This window comes from Paraburkholderia kirstenboschensis, assembly GCF_032806925.1.
Taxonomy (GTDB): Bacteria; Pseudomonadota; Gammaproteobacteria; order Burkholderiales; family Burkholderiaceae; genus Paraburkholderia; species Paraburkholderia kirstenboschensis.
In genome coordinates, this window is record NZ_CP136512.1 from 1,332,801 (window position 1) to 1,354,658 (window position 21,858).

Here is a 21,858-nt window from a genome sequence, read left to right on the forward strand (position 1 = left end):
TTGGAGCAGGCGTGCGATTCAACCCGATGTGTCTACAACTATCCAACACTGAGGATTCGAAAGTGGCACCAGAAACTGAAACAGTCGGCACCCTGACACCCGACGGTCGACTCATTCTCACATTCAGTGAGAGTGAGTGGAAGCCCATGATGATTCAAGGCAAGCGCCAACCTGGATTCTGGATTATTCCGATTGTCGACGACGAGACCGGCAAGTGGACCAGCTATTGGATGCGCCTCGACGCTGGCGCCCGGTCACTTCTGCATACGCACACATCAACCGAGCTGCTGCTGATTATGAACGGCGTGTACACCGACCAGGACGGCACGGACATCACCGCGCATCAGGTCGTGACTTACCCCGCAGGCACGTCGCACTGGTCGCACTCGCGGGAAGGATGTACGGTGCTGGTTGTGACGAATAGCGAGTCGGAGCTGTAGTTCAACCTGTCTATAGGCGGCCGGCTGTCGCGACATACGGCCCCCATGACTGGGCTCACATGATTGATACAATCGGTGCTACTGCACATGCTAACCAACGGAAAAATGAAACCTGGGTCGGCCGCAACCAAGGGCTATCGGCGTCTTATTCCGTCTGTTACCGCTCTTGTCGAGTTTGAGGCGGTTGCACGACTCAGCAGTTTCACCCTTGCAGCGGATGAGCTCGGTGTGACGCAGGCTGCGGTGAGCAAGCAAGTCAAGTTTCTGGAGGATACGCTGGGCATCCGGCTATTCCACCGCCTCCACCGGTCAATCGAACTCACCGACGAGGGCGAAGAGCTGTACCTTGTCGTTGCAGAATCGATGCAGAAAATCGCCGGCGTCTTCGACCGATTGTCAAGTGGCCCCACCCGCCAGGAGCTCGTGGTTGCAGCAACGGCCGCGTTTTCACACTTTCGTTTGCTGCCGAGGCTTTCGTCGTTAAACAAATCGCAGCCGCAGCCGCAGCTTCACCTTCGCATCTCGACCCACATGTTTACCTCCGACCTCCGGCACAAGGAAATCGATGTCGCGGTACGGTATGGAAGTGGAAAATGGGGGGACGGCACGGCAACTTTCTTGTTCGACGAAGAAGTGTTTCCTGTCTGCTCCCCGAGATGGCTGGAATCACAAGAAGCGCCCGCATCGCTGGAGGCACTGGCTGGTGCGGCGCTCATTGCATCGGACTCCACCTCTGAGGGCTGGATGGGCTGGGAGGAGTGGTTTCGTGCGGTGGGTTTCTCACCCCCCCGGCTTAATTTAGCCCTGAGATGCAGCCTCTATACCGACGCTATCCAGGCGGCCCGCTTCGGCCAAGGCGTTGCACTCGGCTGGGCCCGGCTCGTCCATGACCTGCTGGCAGCGGGTGAACTTGTGAGGCTGCCACTCGCTTCGTTGAAGGTTAGCGATTCATACTTCGTCGTGGTGCCTCACGGACGCACCATCACGCCAGCGATAGACGGCCTCATAGACTGGCTTCGCGAAGACGCTTCCGAAGTTTAACGGCCGCAAAGGCCCGGCCAACAAGGGTGTGCCGCATCTCCGGTGCTGCATAACTTAAACTCATGCCAGACCGAAAATAAATGGCGTTGACGCTCTTTTTCGTCAATCCAATACTGGGTTCATAGCGGGAACAATCGAAATCCCGAGACCCTGACTGTTGGAGGAGAGCGATGGCCGAAGTACATATCAAGTCCCATGGTGAGTTAATCCGTAGCCGGGAAGCAGGTCACGGCATGCCCGGGGAGCTGTTCGGTCGCCAGGACGTTTTCGAAACGGACGTCGAAGTTTTTTTCCATAAGCATTGGATTCTGGTCGGTGTCACGGCGGACGTCCCCGAGCCAGGTGACGTGTCAACCGTTGATATTGGCAAGGCCTCCATCATCATTGTCCGTGACGACGACGAGAATATTCGGACGTATCGCAACGTTTGTCGTCATCGCGGGGCACGCCTCAAGGAAGCCGTAAGGTCGACAGTCGGTATGCTGGTGTGCCCGTATCACCAATGGACGTACGACCTGGATGGCGCCTTGCGCAACACGACGCACATGGGCAAGGATTTCGACCCGACCTGCCGCAGCCTGATTCCAGTCCACACGAAAATTGTCGGAACGCACATCTTCGTTTGTCTCGATGAAAACACGCCGAAAGATATTTCGAAGCTAGAGGCCACCATGGCGCCACGCTTCGCGCCTTACGACCTGACGAACACGAAGATTGCATTCGAACAGGAAATTATTGAGGAAGGCAACTGGAAGCTGGTCATCGAGAACAACCGCGAGTGTTACCACTGCCAAGCCACGCATCCGGAACTGACCGCTTCGTTCCTGCCCGAGGATTTTGGCTTTTGCCCCGAAAATCTCAGTGAAGAATCTCTGCGTGCGCTTGAAGAATACAAGGCGCGTAATGCCACATGCCAAGCTAGTTGGGAGAGTGAGGGATTTGTCAGCGAGTCCGTCGAGTGGCTTGAGGGCGAGGCCGTTACCCAGTTCCGGACGCAGCAGCTCGTAATTGCCGGAGATGGCGAGTCTCAAACCATAAGCACCAAGGTTGCCTGCACGAAGCTGTTCGGCAACATCACGCGGCGTGACCTCGGGGATGCGCACATGTGGACGCACAACTCGTGGACGCACGTCATGAGCGACCATGCGGTGATTAGCTACATCATTCCGCTCGCCCCAAACAAGACGCTGGTGCGCTCCAAATGGCTCGTCCACGCCGATGCCGTCGAAGGGGTGGATTACAACCTAAAGGATTTGACCGAGGTCTGGGTTGCGACGAACACACAGGATAAGCACCTCGTTGAAATCACACACAAAGGTACTCAAGACCCGGCCTATGCGCCAGGCATGTTTTCGCCGTTCACTGAGGCTTATGTCGACCAGTTTTCGCGCTGGTACGCGTCCCGTCTGAACGCCCACGGTATTTAAGCTGAGTCATCGTCATGAACTCTGTGGAAACAATGTTCAAGCCGGCGTCGCATTCTGTAGACCGCCTCTGTACCACCGACACATGGGAAAGCGGCGCCAGGCAGTGGCCAAGTAGTGAGCAGCAGACGTTGACTTGTTGCCGTGTTGTCGACGAAACACACGACGTCAGAACTTTTGAGTTTCGCACTGAATACGGTTTGCCTGTGCGGTTCGAGCCGGGGCAGTTCATGACCGTGTCGGGAAGTGTGGGCGGCCAATCCGTTGAACGCTGCTACACGATTTCGTCGCCTCCGACGCGTCCATACCTGGTCTCGATTACAGTCAAACGCGTGCCGGGCGGTGTGATGTCGAACTGGCTGCATGAAAATATGAAGCCGGGGACCCAGTTGCGCGCCTACGGCCCGTCTGGAGCGTTCACGTCCACGGCATCGAGTGCGCCAAAGATGCTTTATTTATCCGCTGGCTCGGGAGTCACTCCGTTAATGTCGATGACCCGTGCGAGCGTCGACCTTGGAATCGACCGCGACATTGCATTTGTGCACAGCGCCCGGACGCCTGCGGATATTGTTTTCCGCGATGAGCTGCAGCGGCTGGCCAAACTGTCGCCGCGTTTGAAGGTCTTTTTCGTATGCGAAGGCGTCGGTGAAGAAGCACACTGGACCGGCGCGACAGGCCGCCTGAGCATGCAGCTTCTTTCGGACTGGCTGCCGGACTACGCGGAACGTGATGTCTTCACCTGCGGACCCGCTGGATATATGGGTGCCATGAGGAATTTGCTCCGTGAGGGCGGTCACGACCCCGCACGTTATCACCAGGAAAGCTTCGACATCTCCGCGGGAGTCGCGGACGAGCCCGCGGCGCCAAAGCAGGAAGCCGTTCAGGAAACCTTCACAGTCAAGCTCTCGCGGTCATCGAAAACCTTCACGATGAACGCATGGGAAACGGTGCTTTCCGCGGCCAGGAAAGCGGGCGTCGCAATCCCTTCGTCATGCAGTCAAGGCATGTGCGGTACCTGCAAGACCAGGGTGCTCGAAGGCACCGTTGACATGAAACACAACGGAGGCATCCGCGAACGCGAAGTTCAGAAGGGCTTACGTCTCCTTTGTTGTAGCCGTCCCACTTCAGACCTCGTGCTTGAACTCTAGGTAGTTGACTGCGTGCCGTAACAACGGCACACCTACCCATCAGAGAGTCTTCGCTCGCTGCCTGCCGATTCCCTGCCTATCTTGAGCCAAGGGTCCTCGGCCGTCTTTTAGTTACCCGACAACAGCACTACGGTTCTGCGGAGGACTGCATGCCTGGCAGCAAAGCGATTGACCCAAAAAACGTTGCAAGGCTAAAGAGCACACAGGCGGATAGCCGCGGGGCTCTCGTAGCATCAATTTGCGAATCTGGTCGTCATTCTTCTCGAGCCATTTCATCTGTTCGTAGACGGTGTCCCCCGGAATATGGGGAACATCTCCGGTGATAACGCGCATTGGTTCACCGGAATGCGTCTCGACAGTGTTGAACATCCTTTTAAACGACATCTTCTCTCCCCCTCTGTTGTTTCTCAATGACCATCGCCAAAAACGAACGCCGCTCACAACAGAAGGGGCTCGGGTCGACCTTTCCGATACCTTCTGGAATCGCACCACAAGTGACAGATGTCGCTCGCCTGCACCCGCGCAGCAGGCGAGCCGGGCCTCAGTTATAGACGGGGAATCTCTTCGTCAATTGGGCAACCTGAGCGCGGACACGGGCCAGATTTGCTTCGCTTTGGGGGCTTTCCAGCACGTCGGCAATCAGGTTGCCGACGACCTCGGCTTCCTTGATGCCAAAGCCACGGGTGGTCATCGCAGGTGAACCAAGGCGCACGCCGCTGGTGACGAACGGCTTTTCCGGGTCGTTCGGAATCGCATTTTTGTTCACTGTGATATGTGCTGCGCCAAGTGCCGCCTCTGCTGCCTTGCCGGTAATTTTCTTGGCGCGCAGGTCTACCAGCATCACGTGGCTTTCGGTATGGCCTGACACAATGCGTAGGCCTCGCTTGACGAGCGTCTCGGCGAGGACGCGCGCGTTGTCTAACACGCGCTGTTGATAGTCCTTGAACTCAGGCGACGACGCTTCCTTGAAGGCAACGGCCTTTGCCGCAATCACATGCATGAGCGGGCCGCCTTGAATGCCAGGGAAGATGGCGGAGTTAATCTGCTTTTCGAATTCCGCCTTCATGAGAATGACGCCGCCGCGCGGGCCGCGCAGACTCTTGTGCGTCGTAGTGGTGACAAAGTCCGCGTGTGGGACGGGATTCGGGTACAGGCCAGCGGCAATCAGTCCAGCATAGTGAGCCATGTCGACCATCAAATAAGCGCCAACCGACTTCGCGATTTTCCCCATGCGCTCAAAATCGATGCGAAGTGCAAAAGCCGAGGCGCCGGCAACGATGAGTTTTGGCTTATGTTCCTGTGCAAGTTTTTCCGCAGCGTCGTAGTCGATGTCTTCCGCTTCGTTCAATCCGTAGCTGACGACGTTGAACCACTTGCCCGACATGTTGACGGGCGAGCCGTGCGTCAAATGTCCACCATGCGCGAGACTCAGTCCCATGATGGTGTCGCCTGGCTTAAGCATCGCAAAGAAGACCCCCTGGTTCGCTTGCGAGCCCGAGTTCGGCTGAACGTTAGCGGTCTCGGCACCGAACAGCTGCTTCACGCGGTCGATTGCTAACTGCTCCACGACATCAACGTATTCGCATCCACCGTAGTAGCGCTTGCCAGGATAGCCTTCTGCATATTTGTTTGTAAGCTGCGAACCCTGAGCTGCCATAACTGCGGGACTCGTGTAGTTCTCGGACGCAATCAGCTCGATATGGTCTTCCTGGCGCTGGTTCTCGTTTTGGATTGCGGTCCAAAGCTCTGGGTCGACATTTGCAACAGTGCTGCTAGTGCGATTGAACATGATGGTGGTAGCCAAAGAAGTTATCCGAACTGCTATTCCATCGAACTCGGGTGCGTTCAGCTAGAAGGATTGCGACACATCGCTGGGATGCGTTGTTGAAATTTTCCGAAGGTACCCGTGTGCATCGTGGCATTGCGCAAGAGGTGTTACTGATGCGTGCCGAGACCTGCTAAGCGGAAGCTCGCATAGGCTGGGTCAGGAACCTCGGCTTGGGGCTGTCCACCATTGCTCATCGACGTCAGCCGAGAGTAGAAGAACGTTCAGCTCAATCGAGCTGGAGGTCCCGCTCCGGCCAATTGCGACAGAACCCGCAAAGGCTACGCTGATACGCCTGTAGGCGGCTGTACACCATGCGCTCGAAAGGCGTTCGGAGCTTCTCCATATTGTTTCTTGAATTCCCGCCCGAGATGAGACGCATCCGAGAATCCGCATGAGGACGCGATTTCAGTGACAGTTCTGTCTGAACTGGTCAGCAGCCAGGCGGCCGTTCGAAGCCGTAGCTGGCGTCCATAGGTGAGCGGAGTGGTATCCATTTCGCCGTTGAATAAGCGTTCAAGCTGGCGCACTGACATTTCAAGTCGGTGCGCAAGTTCGCCCAAGCTCAGAGGCTGTCCGATGTGCTGCTCTATCAACAAGATGGCACGCTTTACTTTCGGGTGAGTAGAAGGTCTTAGTCCCGGCGGCGCCGGTTGCGGCGCGTTTCCTTTATCTGCATCGTCTACCAGCAATATGCGAAGTGCTTTGCGCACAATCGTCGCATCGAAATGACGGAGCAAGATAGCCGCCGCGACGTCGATGGATGCACGGCCGCCGGAACATGTAATCCTTCGGCGGTCAATCACGAAGAGTCTGTCAGCCACGAGGTTACGTTCGTCTGCCTGTGGAAATCGCTCGATGAAGTCCCAGTAGTGAAACCAGCTAACGCACAGCCGGTAACCGGTCATCACCTCCGCCTGCATCAGGGCAAATGCGCCCGTGCACATGCCAACAAGAGTCGCCGATGTCTCCGACGAGTCACGGATAAACTGTAACGTCGCCCGGCTAGCAGATGACCCCGAGTGCAGTAGTCCTCCGACGACTACGACATAGTCTAGTCGTCCTGCTTCTTCGAACGTTGTCCACGGCGTCACCTGGATGCCGCAACTCGCCCGGACGGGAATGAGTGACTCGCCGAGAATAGACCAGGCGCAGCGAACTGGACGGCTCAAATCGCCTTCGTCACCAGCAAGACGTAGAAGGTCAACGAACCCTGAGAACGCGGTCAAAGTGAAATTGGGAAGCAACACGATTCCGAATCGAACCGGGGACGCTTGCCTTATGCCGGACTCAACGCGCGGCAGCGCTGCATTGAATTCCATGTCGAGCTCAAGTTGGAGAAGGTTTCCGTTAGCTCGCTGAGTTCACAGGTTGCTATCCATCGAGCGGCTGCCGTGTTGTGTCGGGTCGGCCGGCTCCTTCGGCCAGTCACTCATCATTTCTTCGACCTCTGCCATGAGCCATTCGCGAAACTTCAGGAATTCAGGCCGGCCCCTCGTATTTTTATGGCTGATGAGGTAATGATGCCTATCGTGAAAAACAATGGCGTCTTGCACCGGACGGACAAGCGTTCCTTGCTCAACCTGGCGATGGACCAGGTGATGCCAGCCGAGGAGGGTTCCTTCTCCTGCCTCGGCCATGGAGACAAGAAGCCGATAATCGTTGCTCTCGAAATGGTCGCCTGGCGCGAACCGGTCCGAGCCATCCCCTTGCTGAAACCAGTTTCGCCACACGCGCCAGTCCACGTGTTCGCACACTTGGGCTCGCCCGAGCAGTGACAGGTGCAAGGTCGGATGCATGAGTGGGTCGAGCGGCTTCAATGTCTTGCCTTGAAAATGGTTTTCGAAGAAGCGCGGACTACAGACCGGATAAATCACGTCATGGAAGAATGGTTCCACGTCGTACTCCTGCTCCCGAGGCGGATTCTTTGTAATGATGATGTCCGGCTGCATGGCCTCGTCCAGTTCCATGAAGTGCTCAGTGACAGTCACGTTGAGCTTGATTTCCGGAAACTCTCTGCGAAAGCGTGGCAACCTTGACGCAAGCCAGAGGTAAGAAAACGTATGTGAGACGCAAACGCTTAGCGCGTGCTTGTCAGAACGGCGCACTGCCTCGGCAGCCTCGGCGATATTCATAATCGAAAGGTACGAGGCGTTGTATAAGATGCGCCCGGAATCGGTAAGTGCGATGTGGCGTCCTGTTCGCTCAAAGAGGGCAACCTCCAATGCGTCCTCGAGCTCCTTGATTTGTCTGCTAATAGCGGCTTGTGTAACGCACAAAACCTCTGCCGCCTGTGTGAAACTTTCATAGCGTGCAGCGGTCACGAAACAGCGCAATGCCCGCAGTGACGGCATTTGCGCGAGCAGTCTATCGGCGAACAGTTGCTTCTTCTGCATTGTCCTCACCCTCGGGGCGGTCGAACTGGGAAATGACCGCGAATCCGCGGATAGTTAAACTCTACACCGACAAATTTTCATTTTTCGCGCTCGCCATGGCAATCCAATTCCGCATTCCTGCTGACAGGGAAAACCCGGAGCGCTTCCGCACCTAGAACTTCCGCGGGGGTGGGATTTAAAGCTAACGGGTACCCGCAGAGGCAGCTAGCTTCCTTTTATGCGTTTCAGCACATTGTCCAGTGCAGCCGAGTAGTTAGAGTAGGTACCGGTGCTGGACAGCTCTTTGTGGAGCTGTTCGTTAATGCCACCGGTAGTCATTGAGGACTGAACGAGAGCAGAAAATGGCTCCTTTCCTGTGGTAGCTTCGTAGGAAAGGCCATCGTAGTAAGCCGCTAGATATGCTCGTCCTGACTCGTAGTCGACCCCCTGCTTTTCCAGCCATACTGCCTGCGTCTCCATCACAGCATAAAAGCTGGCCATGGTTGCCGTGACAGCGAACAGGGCGTCGAATTTTCCTTCGTCGCTCACTTCCACTGACGTGCCGACGTGCGAGAAGAGCAGACTCGCAATTTCATCTGGCGGACAGATTGCAGTACTTCCTTTTCGAGCAGCGACCGCAGGCAGTGGTATGGCGCGAATGATTGCGCTATCCGGTCCGACCATCTGCTTCAAATCCGAAATCGAAACGCCCGCGAGAAAGCTGATAACGTGGTGTCGTGCGACGAAGCGTAACTCTTTGAATACGTCAACTGCGATTTGCGGAACAACAGCTAGACAGACCACATCGCTTGAATCGAGTACATCCTGGTTCGTCGGACACACGGAAACACGCGAATCCAGTTCTGCGAGACCCGCTGCAACGTCGGTGTTGCGGGGGGAGAGATAGATATGCTCAAAGGGTGCCTTGGCGTGCGTCAACCCTGTCACGATTGCACGCGTTATGGCTCCTGTTCCGACGAATCCAAGTCGCATAATATAGAGAGATAAACGCGCGGGATTCTCATTGCGTCCCGCGCTGGTTGTTTCAAATAGTCCGGCTTTCCTGCGTGTTCTGGCCTGCCTAACTAAGCTTTATCCAGGTCGTTTTGAGTTCACAGTACTGGTCGTGCGCGTAGATAGACTTGTCCCTGCCGCCGAAGCCTGATTGCTTGAACCCGCCGAACGGTGTCGCGAGGTCACCCTCTCCGAAGCAGTTGACGGTCACCGTTCCCGCGCGAATTCTGCTTGCCACCTTGTGCGCGTGATTGACGTTGTCAGTCCACAGTGACGCAGCTAACCCGTAGCACGTGTCGTTGGCTATCTTGACTGCGTCGTCAATGTCGCTGTACTCGATAACGGAAAGCACCGGCCCGAAGACCTCCTCCTTTGCGATGCTCATGTCAGGGGTCACCTTGTCGAAGATGGTCGGTTCAACAAACCAGCCACCGCTCTCGACGAAGACCGCATTTCCTCCGGCCACAACGTGGGCGCCTTCCGCCTTGGCAGCTTCAATGTGACCCAGGACCTTCTCATAGTGTTTGTGCTCAATCAACGCCCCGAGCTTCACGTCTGGGTCGAGTGGCTCACCTGTTCGCCACCCTTCCAGGACCGCTTTAATCTTCTCTAGCAGGGCGTCCTTCATGCTCGCGTGGACCAGCAAGCGGGAACCCGCGCTGCAGTTCTCGCCCATGTTCCAGAACGCGGCAGCGACCGCGTTCTCCGCTACAGCGTCCAGGTCGGCGACATCCGGCAATACCACCTGGGGATTTTTCCCACCGCATTCCAGAATCACTCGCTTAAGATTTGTATCGGCGGAATAGCGGAGGAAGCGCTTGCCGGTCTCCGTGGAACCCGTAAAGGCGATGAGGTCGACGTCGTCGTGAAGGCCGAGCGCTTGCCCAGCGCTCTCTCCGAAGCCGGTCACGACGCTGAACACCCCGGGGGGAACGCCCGCTTCGAGCGCGAGGTCTGCGATGCGCAATGTCGCAAGAGATGTCTGCTCGGCAGGCTTGACGATTACGCTGTTACCCACGGACAGCGCCGGACCAATTTTCCATGCCAGCATCAGCGCGGGAAAGTTCCATGGAAGGACTGCGCCAACCACCCCGATTGCCTCACGGGTAATCATGCTGACGACCCCGGCGCCTGAAGGCGAAAGCGCGTCGTATCGCTTGTCCGTGACTTCCGCGTGCCAGCGGATACACGCGGCCGACTCTGGAATATCCAAACCAAGACACTCTGCGACAGGCTTACCTGCTTCGATAGCCTCGAGTATCGCCAGTTCGTCCGTGTTGTTTTCAATGAGCTGAGCCAGCTTTAACAACACCGACTTTCGATGTGACGGTGCGGCTTTCGACCAGATGCCGCTTTCGAACGCCTCTCTCGCAGCGACGACGGCCAAGTCGATGTCTTTCGAGTCGCATCGCGCTATTTCGGCGAGCACCTTCCCATTAGATGGATTCAACGTCGGGAACGTTTCGCCAGATACCGCAGGACAGCGCTTGCCTGCGATGAAGGCACGGCCATCCAGCTTTAAAGCATCGGCCTTTTGCTTCCATTCCTGATGTGTCGTCATTTCCTATCCTCAATGAATTAAAGTTCAACTCCGGCCGAGCGTTCCTTGAACCATATCGCCGTCGAAACTGCGACGTCCGCGATTGGGCGCATTGGGAGCGGACGGGGATGGGGCTGGCTGAGCAATTGCCGAATCATTTCGTTTGATAGCCCAAGAGCGTATTCCGCAATGACCTTTCCGGATGCCGACCCTCGACTAAGGCCCAGTCCGTTACAGCCAATCGCCTGATACAGGCCACCATCGGTCTTCCCGAATAGAGCTCCGCTGTTTGCTGACAGGCAAAGTGCACCGCCCCATGTGTATTCAAGGGTGACATCCTTGAGCATTGGAAATCGTCGGTCGAAAGACCGTTGATGTAGATGCTTCGATTTGCGCAGGTCTGCCGCCGAGACTTCTAGTCCGGGCCGAAAGGCGAAGTGATTCCGAATGCAAATCCGGTCGCTGCCCAAGCGGCGAACGGTGGTTCCCATCGGGTCTGCCGGAATCAGCGCCCATGAATTCGTTCCACCAAGCGCTTCAATTTCCGACGGCGTCATCCTTCGGCTCAGCGAAGCAAAGGTGTACACCGGCAGCAAACCGTTCGGATTTTCCCCAAAGGTTGCTGCATACGCGTTGGTGCAAAGAATTACCTTGCCGGCGGTGAGCGTCCCGTTTGAGAAGGAGAGCACTCGCCCGGACGCCCCCTGTTCGAGTCCGCGAACGGCACTAAGCTCAAACACCTCGACGTTGGACGGCATGGTCCTGGCCAGCCCTCGCATCAGGGCGGCGGGCTGGACAGTGCTGCATCCCGGTGTAAAAACGGCTCCGTGATAGAAGGATGTACCAGTGACCTTTGCAATGGCGTCTTCATCAAGCCATTCAAATCTTTCGCCAATGCGTTTCAAGCCAGAAGCGAAATGCTCAAGCGCGTCCTTCCCGCGTTTGTTGGCTGACGCGTGATATTTACCGTCGTCGCGCCAGTCGCAGTCGATGTTCTGTTTTCGAACGATTGACCTGACGTAGTCAATGCCGTGACGCTGCATCCGTACATCGGCCTTGTCAGCGTCAACGCTGCGCGAGTAGCTTTCACTGCTTATGTCATGCGGCAAGTCGACGAAGAAACCCGAATTGCGGCCAGCAGTCGAGCGGCCAATACGGTCGGCCTCGATGAGTGCGACGGAGGCCTCGGGTGCCAGCTCAGCCAGACGCCGGGCAGCGCATAGCCCTGTGATTCCTCCGCCGACCACCGCGAAGTCAAATCTCCTGTTGCCCAGAAATTGATTCACAGCTGCGGGTGGTGGGAGTGTTTCCCACCAGCCATTTACTCCATCAGCTGCAGGCAAGCGACCGAATTCGAATTTCGAGGCCATTCAAGTTAACTTCCCTTGCGAAGCAGGGGCTGCACAATCTTCGTGAATTCGCGGCGCTCGTCATCGGTGAGCCCGCCCAGTGGTGCGCGAGCGCTACCAACCTGCTTACCTGCCAACTCGCAGCCGACACGGACATACTGGATAAATTTACCGCCCCGCTCGAGCAGCTCAAGCACTGGCAGCAGTTGTGTCATCAGTTCGCGCCCGGTGACGAAATCACGCCGCTTGACGCACGCCTCGAAGAGCTCGACGTGTACCTCGGGAAGGAAGTTGGCCGCACCACCGACCCAGCTTCGCGCGCCCCACACGAAAAATTCGAGCGCCTGGTCGTCCATGCCGCAGCTCAGGACAAGCTTGTCCTTGAAGTGCGTGGCCAGGTGATGCAGGTGTGACACGTCGCCCGTGCTTTCCTTCATGGCGGCAAAGTTCGGACGCTTGAGCAGCTCTTCCAGCAAAGGGTCGCTAATGTCTGTGCCCGTTCGCGCCGGAAAGTTGTAAAGCATGATGGGCATGTCGAGAGTGTCATCAATCGCGAGCATGTGCTGCAAGAGCTCATCCTGCGTCGGTTGGGCGTAGTAGGGCGCCGCTACCAGCAATGCCTTGATTCCAGCGCTTTTGGCCTCGAGCCCGAGGCGGACAGATTCCCGGGTGGTGGTCGCGTTAATGCCCGCCGTAAGCGTTGTCTTCCCGCCGACTGCGTCCGCGACAGTGTGAAAGGTACGAACACGCTCGTCAAAACTGAGCGCGTAGTATTCGCCCGTTGTACCGCCTACGCCGAGGCCAGAAAGGCCCCGGCCGGCCAGGTCGACAGCGTGCTGTGCCAGCAATTCATGGTTGATTTCGCCGTCAGATTTGAACGGTGTGACTAAAGGCGCGTGTACTCCCTCGAAGCTCATTCGAAATTCTCCTGTTTCAGACACTGACTGAAAGCATCACCGCCGACGTCAAACGGTAATAGAAACGGGCGGTGCAGCTTCTTTCAGTGCCGGTGTGTTAAAAATCATTCGTTGGTCGGTGCTAACTTAGTCAACCGGTCCGGTGACGGAGCTAGACCAACGCATCAATGTGTGAATAGATTGGGAACCGGCTGCAGATTTCTCGGACCTTGCTGCGGACAGCCCGCTCTACGAATTCATCGCCTGCCGGCTCCCTTTCCAGCGCCGCCAGGACCTCGAGGATGAGCGTGCCAATCTCCTCGAACTCGCCGCGTCCGAAGCCACGAGTGGTGCTAGCGGGCGTGCCAAGACGGATGCCTGACGTGACCGTCGGATTTTCCGTGTCGAACGGGATGCCGTTTTTGTTGCAGGTAATGCCGGCGCGCTCGAGCGCTTTTTCAACGTCTGCTCCCTTCAGGCCTTTCGAACGGAGGTCAACGAGAAGAAGATGGTTCTCGGTTCCCCCCGTTACCAAGCTCACTCCGCCGAGCTTCAAGACTTCGGCGAGTGTCTGGGCATTCTTTAGAACCCGGTCGATATACTCTGTAAACTCGGGGCGCAACGCCTCCCCGAAGGCGACAGCCTTCCCGGCAACTACGTGCATCAGCGGGCCACCCTGCATACCTGGAAAGACCGCCGAATTCACTTTCTTCGCAATATCGGCGTTGTTTGTGAGGATGAAACCACCTCGCGGACCACGAAGCGTCTTGTGAGTGGTTGACGTCACTACATCCGCGAAGCGCACAGGATTGTCGTGCCGGCCTGCAGCTACGATTCCCGCAATGTGCGCTATATCGACCATCAGCAGAGCCCCAACGCTGTTCGCAATTTTCCGAAACTTCGCGAAATCCAAGGAGCGCGGATACGCCGAGAAACCAGCGATGATGAGCTTGGGACGATGCGTCTCAGCGAGTCGGCGAACCTCTTCGTAGTCGATGCGAAGCGTCTCACGGTTGACGCCGTATTGGACCGCGTTGAACCACTTCCCAGAGAGCGCAACGTTTGCCCCATGCGTCAGGTGTCCCCCTGCGTCCAACGACATGCCAAGCACAGTGTCGCCCGGCTGCAAGAGCGCAAGCATCACCGCACCATTAGCTTGCGCGCCGGAATGCGGTTGTACATTGGCGTATTCACATTCGAATAGCGCCTTCGCACGGTCGATTGCAAGTGCTTCAATGCGGTCCACATGCTCGCAGCCGCCGTAGTAGCGCTTCGATGGGTAACCTTCCGCGTACTTGTTAGTAAGCACGGTACCCTGAGCCTGCATCACTGCCGTCGAGACAATGTTCTCCGACGCAATCAGTTCTATCTGAAACTGCTGCCGTCGTAGTTCGAGCACGATTTCGGCAGAGATAACCGGGTCGCGGTCTTGCAGGCTCTCTGAGAAAAATCGAAGGTCAGCTGTCACAGACATACTCCGTGAAAATCAAGGGCGCGTTTGACTTCAACCGTCGAAACGAGAGCACGGCGTGATGACCGAAATGCGGCCATTCGCGCAAAAGTGGCGACCGTGGCCTGCAGAATCCGGACGCGCCCGCCGATACTGAATAGCAGTTGCGCCGGTATCCTCTCTCACTGTTGCAGCCAGGCTTTGACTTTGTCCGGATGCGCGTCGACAAACTTTTTCGCAGCGGTGGCATAGTCGTTCGTGGAGTTGCCCTCCAACTCAATCGCTTCCACGTCAGCAAGCGTCAGCTTGAAATGCTTCATGAACACATCGGCCCGCGGAAACTTGCCCGCGAACTGCTTCGATGCAAATCCGTGAACCTGTTCCTCGCCACCGAGCGTACCTTTGGGGTCCTTCAGGTAGCGCATCGGGTACTTCTGAAAGAGCCAGTGGGGACTCCAGACTGTGGCGACAATCCAGTTCTTGGACTGGGTTGCACGCTGAATCGAGGCAAGCATTCCGGCCTCACTCGAAGACTGGAGGTTGTAGCCTGCCAGGTTGTATTCCTTGATGGTTTTCTCGGAAGCCTGCATCAGGCCGCCGCCCGGCTCGATTCCTTGAATCGTGCCGTTCAGCTTGCTCTTCACGTCTGGCTTGTTAAGGTCGGCAATCGACGAGAGTTCGGCCTCCGGCACATAAGCGGGGACGGCCCAGCCGTTCTTTCCGCCGGTGTAGATGACGCCGACGTCTTCCATGTTGTCTTTGTACTTCGCGTAGTAAGTTCCGTGCGTTACGGGCAGCCAGCCACCCACCATCAGGTCCACATCCCCCCGAGCAACGCCCTGGTACTGAATGCCGATGTCCGCCTGAACAAACGTCACGGGCTGTTGCAGCTTCGTTTCCATGACATATTTGGCCACATTTGCAACTGCAAGAACGTCTGCCCAATTCGTAATCGTGATTTTCACCGGGTCCGCTGCCACCGCCATACCGCCGTAGCTAAGTCCAAGAGCGCAAAACGTCGACACGGCTACCTTCACGGCATAGGATTTAAAGAATATGGGTTTCATGTAGTACTCCTTTATTATCGAGAGAATTTCTTTTTGATTCACCGTAGCTGCGGGGACAGTGCTGCGAGATTGCGCGGAGGGATGCCAGCTTCCCCCCGCGCAGAACTACTCAAGGCTGCGCTTGGGCGGTTTCGGGCACCGTCTGCTTGGTCGCCTGAGGTTTCCTCTTTTTCTTCGTGGATTTAACGCCAAAGCTCTCCGTTAGACGGTCAAGGATAATGGCGAGTAGGACGACTCCAAGACCGCCTTCAAATCCGATACCGATGTCAAGTCTTTGAATCCCGCTTAGGACGTACTCACCCAGTCCTCCTGCTCCAATCATTGACGCTACGACAACCATGGACAGCGCCATCATGATGGTCTGGTTGATGCCGGCCATAATGGACGGCAACGCATTTGGAAGCTGAATCTTCCACAACAGTTGAGAATCCGTGCTGCCAAACGACCGCCCGGCTTCCATCAACTCCTCTCGAACCTGCTTGATGCCAAGCGTAGTGAGACGGACCACCGGCGGCATCGAAAAGACAATCGTTGCGAGAACAGCGGGCACGCGCCCAAGTCCAAACAGAATCACTGCAGGAATCAGATACACAAATGCTGGCATCGTCTGCATGAAATCGAGTAATGAGCGTAAAACGACCTCCGCACGGCCGTTACGCGCTCCCCAGATTCCGAGCGGGATACCTATCAACAAGCTGAAGAACGTCGCGGCAATGACGAGCGCCAGAGTAGAGACCGTTTGTGCCCAAAGCCCCATGAAGTTGATTGTGAAAAGCGCAACGCCGACGAAGGCTGCGAACACAACTCCTTTTCGCCACAGCGCAATTGCCATAAAACCGACCAGCATGACCACAAAAGGAACCGCTGCGAGCCCATCCTGAAGAACTTTGACGACAGCATCAAGGACCGCCGAGAACGCGTCAAATCCGCCCCGGAAATGCTGGAAGAGAAAGTTGACCCCGTGCTCTGCCGCGAGCCCGATAAATGACGAGTTCATGCCGCCCTCCGTTGCATAACCTGTTTCAAAATCGTTCGACACGACACAACACCAGCGAACATGCCAGCTCCGTCAACAATCGGTACGTCGTGTTCCTGGTTCAGTGCAATGGTCGACAGTTCGTGAAGGTCAGCGTCCGTCGACACGGCAGGGACGTCTTGCAGGAGGGCCTCACGAATCGGCGCGCTTCCGCACTTGCGCAACGACGCATACGTTACGCACCCTTGGTATCGACCCGCTTCATCGCAGACATAGCCCCACTCGACTCCAGCGTCGAGCAGCGCATTTGTGTAGCGGTCAGCGGATGTACCGCAGTCGCACTTGATTACCCCACGGTCGATTCTTGAAAGAAGGCTGGATGCCTTCTGGAAGCGCGAGACATCGACATTGCGGAAAAATTCGCGGACGTAATCGTCGGCTGGTGATTGAATCAATTCTGCTGGCGTACCGACCTGCACGAGCCGGCCATCTTTCATCACTCCAACTCGTCCGCCAATCTTGATTGCCTCTTCAATATCGTGCGAGATGAAGACTACGGTGCGCTGCTCCTCTTTCTGCAAGCGCAATAGCTCGTTCTGCATTTCGAACCGAATAAGCGGGTCAAGCGCTGAAAATGCCTCGTCCATCAAAAGCACGGAAGGGTTTACGGCCAGCGCACGTGCCAGACCGACCCGTTGCTGCATGCCGCCCGACAGTTCGCCAGGAAGTAGCTTTTCATATGAACCAAGCCCGACTCGAACGAGTGATTTGCGTGCAATTTCGTATCGCTCCGTCTTCTTTTGTCCGGCAACTTCGAGCCCGTAAGCAACGTTGTCGATGACACTGCGATTGGGAAGCAAGGCGAATGATTGGAACACCATCGCCATCTTTTTACGGCGCACCTCTCGCAATTCCGGCGTCGACATTGGAGCAATGTCATGGCCCTCCAGCACAACCTTGCCCGAGGTTGGTTCAATCAGCCGATTCAGAAGTCGCACCAATGTTGATTTTCCAGAGCCCGAGAGCCCCATAATCACGAAAATCTCTCCTGCCCGAACACCGAGACTTACGTTGTCAACCGCAACCATGTTGCCGGTCTGCTGGAAGATTTCGTTGCGCCCAAGCCCTTGCCGAAGCATTTCGGCTGCGCGTTCGGGCTTCGGTCCAAAGATTTTGGAAAGATTCTGAACCGTGAGTATTTCATTCACGGGCATGGATACAGCCGGCGCGATTGAAGGCATAGAGCCTGTAGCTGCGGCTGGATATGCGGCTTCTTCCGATGCAAAAGTGAGATTTGGGGACATTCTGTCATTCCGACTGGCAAGTTCAAAAGCCTGCATACCTGAGGAAACGAACCGGCGAAGCGGGATAAGCGCCTACTGTCGGGTTCCCCTGCAGGTCAAGGATGAGCATTGCGGCTGTCGAACGCCCCGGGCGCCGAAAGCCATTTCGCAAGTAAAGACAGACAAGTCGAACAGAGAAATAAATTGCGATTTATTCTGAAGAACCTGAAATCTTTGCCCGCTGAAGTGTTTATCAGCAATGTTTGTTGCAGTTGTGACAGCGTACATCGCCAATTAGGACCGGCCAGCTACATTTTCTGCCGTCTTTCCCCTACCTTTGGTAATGGATGCACCTCCGGTGATTGTCAATAGATGGGACGCGGCGCTCGCAGATACATGCCAGGCATAGGTTCGGGCCGCCTCGAGCCTGCGCGAGTGCCGTCGGCCTGTGTATGCGCCCATAGGGAAAGTCCGGAGACGGCGACATTGCCACGCTCCGGCCTATGATTTTTTCTCGGACCTCATCGGTTAGCTCTGGCAGGCGCTCGGAGAATGCTGGGCGGATTGACACGTAGCTATCGGGTCATCCTGATGGACTGTCCGGGTTGGAGCAAGAGCGACCCCATTGTCTGTACGAGTTCGCGCTCAGAGCTGAATGCGCGAGTTCTGAAGGGACTGCTCGACGCTATCGACGTGCAAGGTCCAGTACACATTATCGGCAATTCGATGGGTGGCCACAGCCAAGTCGCCTTCGCGATGGCCAATCCATCGCGCGTGGGCAAGCTCATCCTGATGGGCGGCGGCACAGGTGGTTCGAGTCAGTTCGTTCCGATGCCGACCGAAGGCATCAAGCTGCTACAGGGTCTGTATCGTGAACCGACGATTGAAAACCTGAAGAAGATGATGAACGTCTTCGTGTTCGACGCGAGCAATTTGACTGAAGAGCTGTTCCAGGCGCGACTCGAGAACATGCTCGCGCAGAAAGAGCATCTTGAAAACTTTACGAAGAGTCTCGCCGCAAATCCCAAGCAGTTTCCAGATGTTGGCCACCGCCTCTCCGAAGTGAAGGCGCCGCCTCTCATCGTCTGGGGGCGCGACGACCGCTTCGTCCCAATGGGCGTTGGTCGGCGGCTGCTGTGGGGCATGCTGAACGCCGAGCTCCATATTTCAATCGTTGCGGGCACTGGGCGCAGTGGGAACACGCCGACAAGTTCAATCGCATGGCGCTGGACTTCCTGACGCACTAACGGAACGGTAGCGCATGGACTACGGCACTGAGGTCTAGTGGGAGCGTCCACCGAGCAGTCGGTGGGCCAGCCATCCTCTCACTGGACCGACGAGCCGTCCCCACCGCATGAAGAACACTTGGTCGTGCGGAAGGTAGTGTGCTGCACGCGGGCTCAAGCCGTCACAGTATGGATGTCGCTAGCGCTCCCCTCTGAGATGTTCAATCGCTCGTAGCAGCAGTCCGCTTGGCGAACGTCGGGCAGTGGCCCCAGCCAGCAGATACGCGATGTGATGCGCAGACGCGGAGCGGTGGCCCATACCCTTTCCGTCATCGACAGGGCAGCCAGGGAGTGCGCTTTAGCGCCAAGTGACTTGAAGTAGGGAACCGCATCCCGAGTGAATGAGCAGCTAGCACCCATTTAATGATGGGAGCGACGCCGCGCGCACCATCGCTCTGTCCTGGCTGCCATTATCTTTCGCGCCAGGAAATCAGCTGGGTACAAACAAGCGTAAGGATTGAGCAGAGACGTTGTTGCGAGCTCATCTCGGTGGACCGTGTCGCTTGCGCATAGAGAATTACACAGATTAAAGATTATATGATTACCGGAACATTCGACCGAGAAAACACGTTGGCTACAGCGGAGTTTTCAGAAGTGGATACCCAATTTCCGTGTGTGAAGGTCAAGCAATATGTGGGTGGAGGTCAAGTTGGCTGTGTGTGAAGGTCAAGTAAAACGTGGGTGAAGGTCAAGTCATGTCGATGAACTTCAACATAAGATGTCAGCGTGGCTCAAACTCCAACGCCTTTCGAATCTCGTCGGCGTTCTTTTTCAGCCATGCACGACGATTAACGATGGTGTCACCCGGCGGGCGAGGAAGCCGCTCGTGAAGATGCGGAACGCCTCTCCGCCGGTTTGAACTTCAACTGCCGAAATAGTCCGGCGTCATGTTCATGTGTGCCGGTCGTTATCTCAAGTCCCAACTCGGCGACTTCACGTACGTTTAAGATTCAGCAGCGGGACATCCGCGCCCCGCCGCCGTCTTGAGTGCGCCTACATTCGAGTACCTGACGAGCGTCGCCAACCAATGACGGGGCGCAGGCGAGAGGTGCGGTGAGGTATCATCGTCCTCATTACTCACCAAAGGACGCCCAAATCTGATGTCAGTAGATTCCAGTTGGTTGGGCCAAATTGAACGCGAGTGGGCACAACTTCGCCAGGCCGACCCAGCACTCGATGTGGAAAGGTTCTTCCGGCACGTTGTGTCGGCAAACAAGGTTGGATTTCTTTCACTTGAATCTATCGCGGCCATTGCGAATGGCCTGCTCACAAGCCCGCTCTCGGGGGCGCCTCACCTCGGCCGGCGTCTGATTGAACGGGTTGGCCCTCACCGGCACCCTTCTCTTCGGGTCGCGCTTGCACTGTCTCTTGTCAGCGGGACAGGTGGGCCAGTGGACTACGAGACCGGGCACGTCATTCTGGGCGACGTGCTGAAGGACGATACGGCGAGCGAGCCTCTGCGAGGCCTGGTGGCAGCAGCGCTCGCGGACAGTGCACGGCTTGGTCGCGGCATGGACGCCGACCTCGAGATGGCCAAAGACATGTATGCCACGGCCTTGGAGCTTGGACACCGGTCAGCCGCGTACAACCTTGGTTTGTACTGGGAGGGGCACTGGGACAGAAGTGCTCCCGGCGACGTCGTTCCAGACAGTGCGAAGGCGACGCAGGCCTACAAGCGCGGTGGTTCGAACGCAAAATGCGCCGCGCGTCTGGACGCACTGCGGGCCCGTTCGCGGTAGACCCCATTAATCGCGCCTCCCGACGCAACGAAAAGCGAGCTCTGTGTCCTGGCTTACGCGGTCGCTTGAGCAGTCATAGCTTCTGGCGCGGTTGCGACAGGCAACTTCGTAATCGGCTCTTTCGCGCCAACCAATTTCTTCACCGGTGCCTTCTTCGCTACGGCAGTCGTTGTCGCGGGCTTCTTCGCGACGGCTTTCGGCTTGCTCGCAGCGGCAGAATCCGCAACTCCGCTAACGCCATCAATCAAAAACTTCGCCCGGTCTTTGGCACCAGCAAGCCACGCCGGCGCCGAACCGCGTCCGCTCCAGGTAGCGCCAGACTTCGGGTCGCGATATTTGGCCGGCTGCGGACCTTTTGGCTGCCCCTTGCCCACAGTCGCACCGCCCGACTTCGACGCCGTCTTTTTGCCGACAGCCTTCGCCTTGCTCACAGCACTGGCCGTCGCAGCAACAGTCGATTCAGCACCACTTGCAATCAAAAATTTGCTTCGGTCTTTGGCTTTAGCAATCCACGTCGGCGCCCGCCCACGCCCGCTCCAAGTCGCGCCACTCTTTGGGTCACGATAAAGCGCAGGCTGCGGACCGCGGACGTAATTGCCAGCAGCCTTCGCTTTGCTAACAGGAGCCGGCTTCGCCGTCACCGTGCCTCCATCCACCAAGAACCTGTCGCGATTCTTTGCCGTCGCAATCCAACCGGGGGCGCGGCCACGCCCTGACCACGTAGCTCCGCTCTTTGGGTCGCGGTATTTCGCAGCGGCATCACGCGTCTTGTCGGCAGTCTTCGCTCCAACCTTCTTCGCACCTCGCTTGCCGCCAGCATGCCCCTCAATGTCCGCAGCCGTCAGGCCGTGTTCTGCCATCAGCTTGCGAATTTTCTCGATAACGGCCGACGACTGTTTCGCAATCAGAGCCTCGGCTTGCTGCTCAAGCTTTTTAATTTTTGCCTGCATAGATTCTAAAGTTGCCATTTTCTCTCTCCCTTTGAGATGTCCCCACTATGCCATG

The 21,858-nt window shown here is 56.7% G+C and carries 18 protein-coding genes and 2 pseudogenes; 6 read left to right on the forward strand and 14 right to left on the reverse strand.

Features of this window, described 5'->3' with window-relative positions; translation table 11 throughout:
- Nucleotides 1–26 precede the first annotated feature (26 nt).
- The 4 genes from RW095_RS14740 (at nucleotide 27) to RW095_RS14755 (ending at nucleotide 4,053) form a co-directional block, all read left to right on the forward strand.
- Nucleotides 27–440, forward strand: a complete 414-nt coding sequence (locus RW095_RS14740) for a cupin domain-containing protein (protein WP_394365151.1) — start codon at nucleotides 27–29, stop codon at nucleotides 438–440.
- Nucleotides 441–545: 105 nt separating this feature from the next.
- Nucleotides 546–1,481, forward strand: a complete 936-nt coding sequence (locus RW095_RS14745; protein WP_317019856.1) for a LysR substrate-binding domain-containing protein — start codon at nucleotides 546–548, stop codon at nucleotides 1,479–1,481.
- A 170-nt stretch (nucleotides 1,482–1,651) separates the two neighbouring features.
- Nucleotides 1,652–2,908 carry an aromatic ring-hydroxylating oxygenase subunit alpha gene (locus tag RW095_RS14750; protein WP_317019668.1) on the forward strand — a complete coding sequence of 419 codons (1,257 nt, stop codon included), beginning with the start codon at nucleotides 1,652–1,654 and terminating at the stop codon, nucleotides 2,906–2,908.
- A gap of 14 nt (nucleotides 2,909–2,922) precedes the next feature.
- Complete coding sequence (locus RW095_RS14755) at nucleotides 2,923–4,053, forward strand: hybrid-cluster NAD(P)-dependent oxidoreductase (RefSeq protein WP_317019669.1); 1,131 nt, start codon at nucleotides 2,923–2,925, stop codon at nucleotides 4,051–4,053.
- A gap of 111 nt (nucleotides 4,054–4,164) precedes the next feature.
- Here the strand turns inward: RW095_RS14755 and RW095_RS14760 are convergent, their stop codons facing one another.
- The 12 genes from RW095_RS14760 to RW095_RS14815 all read right to left on the reverse strand — a co-directional run bounded on the left by RW095_RS14760 (nucleotide 4,165) and on the right by RW095_RS14815 (nucleotide 17,849).
- On the reverse strand, nucleotides 4,165–4,437 hold the full coding sequence (locus RW095_RS14760; protein WP_317019670.1) for a proline racemase family protein: 273 nt from the start codon (nucleotides 4,435–4,437) through the stop codon (nucleotides 4,165–4,167).
- A gap of 157 nt (nucleotides 4,438–4,594) precedes the next feature.
- Nucleotides 4,595–5,842 (reverse strand): serine hydroxymethyltransferase, encoded by a 1,248-nt coding sequence (gene glyA, locus RW095_RS14765; RefSeq protein ID WP_317019857.1) that lies wholly within the window; start codon nucleotides 5,840–5,842, stop codon nucleotides 4,595–4,597.
- A 317-nt stretch (nucleotides 5,843–6,159) separates the two neighbouring features.
- Entirely contained in the window at nucleotides 6,160–7,200 is a 1,041-nt protein-coding gene (locus RW095_RS14770; protein ID WP_317019671.1) for a GlxA family transcriptional regulator, read from the reverse strand.
- A gap of 42 nt (nucleotides 7,201–7,242) precedes the next feature.
- The gene (locus tag RW095_RS14775) at nucleotides 7,243–8,274 is read right to left on the reverse strand and encodes a LysR substrate-binding domain-containing protein (protein ID WP_317019672.1); all 1,032 of its coding nucleotides are present in this window, start codon (nucleotides 8,272–8,274) and stop codon (nucleotides 7,243–7,245) included.
- 204 nt (nucleotides 8,275–8,478) lie between these two features.
- Nucleotides 8,479–9,246, reverse strand: a complete 768-nt coding sequence (locus tag RW095_RS14780; protein WP_317019673.1) for a pyrroline-5-carboxylate reductase — start codon at nucleotides 9,244–9,246, stop codon at nucleotides 8,479–8,481.
- Between the two features lie 88 nt (nucleotides 9,247–9,334).
- The gene (locus tag RW095_RS14785) at nucleotides 9,335–10,828 is read right to left on the reverse strand and encodes an aldehyde dehydrogenase (RefSeq protein WP_317019674.1); all 1,494 of its coding nucleotides are present in this window, start codon (nucleotides 10,826–10,828) and stop codon (nucleotides 9,335–9,337) included.
- Between the two features lie 17 nt (nucleotides 10,829–10,845).
- Nucleotides 10,846–12,177 carry an NAD(P)/FAD-dependent oxidoreductase gene (locus RW095_RS14790; protein ID WP_317019675.1) on the reverse strand — a complete coding sequence of 444 codons (1,332 nt, stop codon included), beginning with the start codon at nucleotides 12,175–12,177 and terminating at the stop codon, nucleotides 10,846–10,848.
- A gap of 5 nt (nucleotides 12,178–12,182) precedes the next feature.
- A complete protein-coding gene (locus tag RW095_RS14795; RefSeq protein WP_317019676.1) occupies nucleotides 12,183–13,073 on the reverse strand; it encodes a dihydrodipicolinate synthase family protein in 891 nt (296 codons plus the stop codon).
- Between the two features lie 151 nt (nucleotides 13,074–13,224).
- A complete protein-coding gene (gene glyA / locus RW095_RS14800; protein WP_317019677.1) occupies nucleotides 13,225–14,526 on the reverse strand; it encodes a serine hydroxymethyltransferase in 1,302 nt (433 codons plus the stop codon).
- 158 nt (nucleotides 14,527–14,684) lie between these two features.
- On the reverse strand, nucleotides 14,685–15,569 hold the full coding sequence (locus RW095_RS14805) for a glycine betaine ABC transporter substrate-binding protein (protein WP_317019678.1): 885 nt from the start codon (nucleotides 15,567–15,569) through the stop codon (nucleotides 14,685–14,687).
- A 109-nt stretch (nucleotides 15,570–15,678) separates the two neighbouring features.
- Nucleotides 15,679–16,566, reverse strand: coding sequence for an ABC transporter permease (locus RW095_RS14810; protein ID WP_317019679.1), 888 nt, complete (start codon nucleotides 16,564–16,566; stop codon nucleotides 15,679–15,681).
- Nucleotides 16,563–17,849: a quaternary amine ABC transporter ATP-binding protein gene (locus RW095_RS14815; RefSeq protein WP_317019680.1), complete on the reverse strand. Its 1,287-nt coding sequence runs from the start codon at nucleotides 17,847–17,849 to the stop codon at nucleotides 16,563–16,565. The genes RW095_RS14810 and RW095_RS14815 overlap by 4 nt, the downstream gene beginning before the upstream one ends.
- 555 nt (nucleotides 17,850–18,404) lie before the next feature.
- On the opposite strand from RW095_RS14815, the pseudogene RW095_RS14820 reads away from it, so the two are divergent.
- Nucleotides 18,405–19,075: pseudogene (locus RW095_RS14820) on the forward strand (alpha/beta fold hydrolase); the annotation flags it as partial.
- A gap of 763 nt (nucleotides 19,076–19,838) precedes the next feature.
- Here the strand turns inward: RW095_RS14820 and RW095_RS14825 are convergent.
- Nucleotides 19,839–19,990 (reverse strand): annotated as a pseudogene (locus RW095_RS14825) (proline racemase family protein); the annotation flags it as partial.
- Between the two features lie 515 nt (nucleotides 19,991–20,505).
- Between RW095_RS14825 and RW095_RS14830 the strand changes: the two are divergent.
- Nucleotides 20,506–20,853 carry a hypothetical protein gene (locus RW095_RS14830; RefSeq protein WP_317019681.1) on the forward strand — a complete coding sequence of 116 codons (348 nt, stop codon included), beginning with the start codon at nucleotides 20,506–20,508 and terminating at the stop codon, nucleotides 20,851–20,853.
- 53 nt (nucleotides 20,854–20,906) lie between these two features.
- On the opposite strand, the gene RW095_RS14835 is transcribed toward RW095_RS14830, so the two are convergent.
- Nucleotides 20,907–21,821: an H-NS family nucleoid-associated regulatory protein gene (locus RW095_RS14835; RefSeq protein WP_317019682.1), complete on the reverse strand. Its 915-nt coding sequence runs from the start codon at nucleotides 21,819–21,821 to the stop codon at nucleotides 20,907–20,909.
- Between the last annotated feature and the right edge of the window lie 37 nt (nucleotides 21,822–21,858).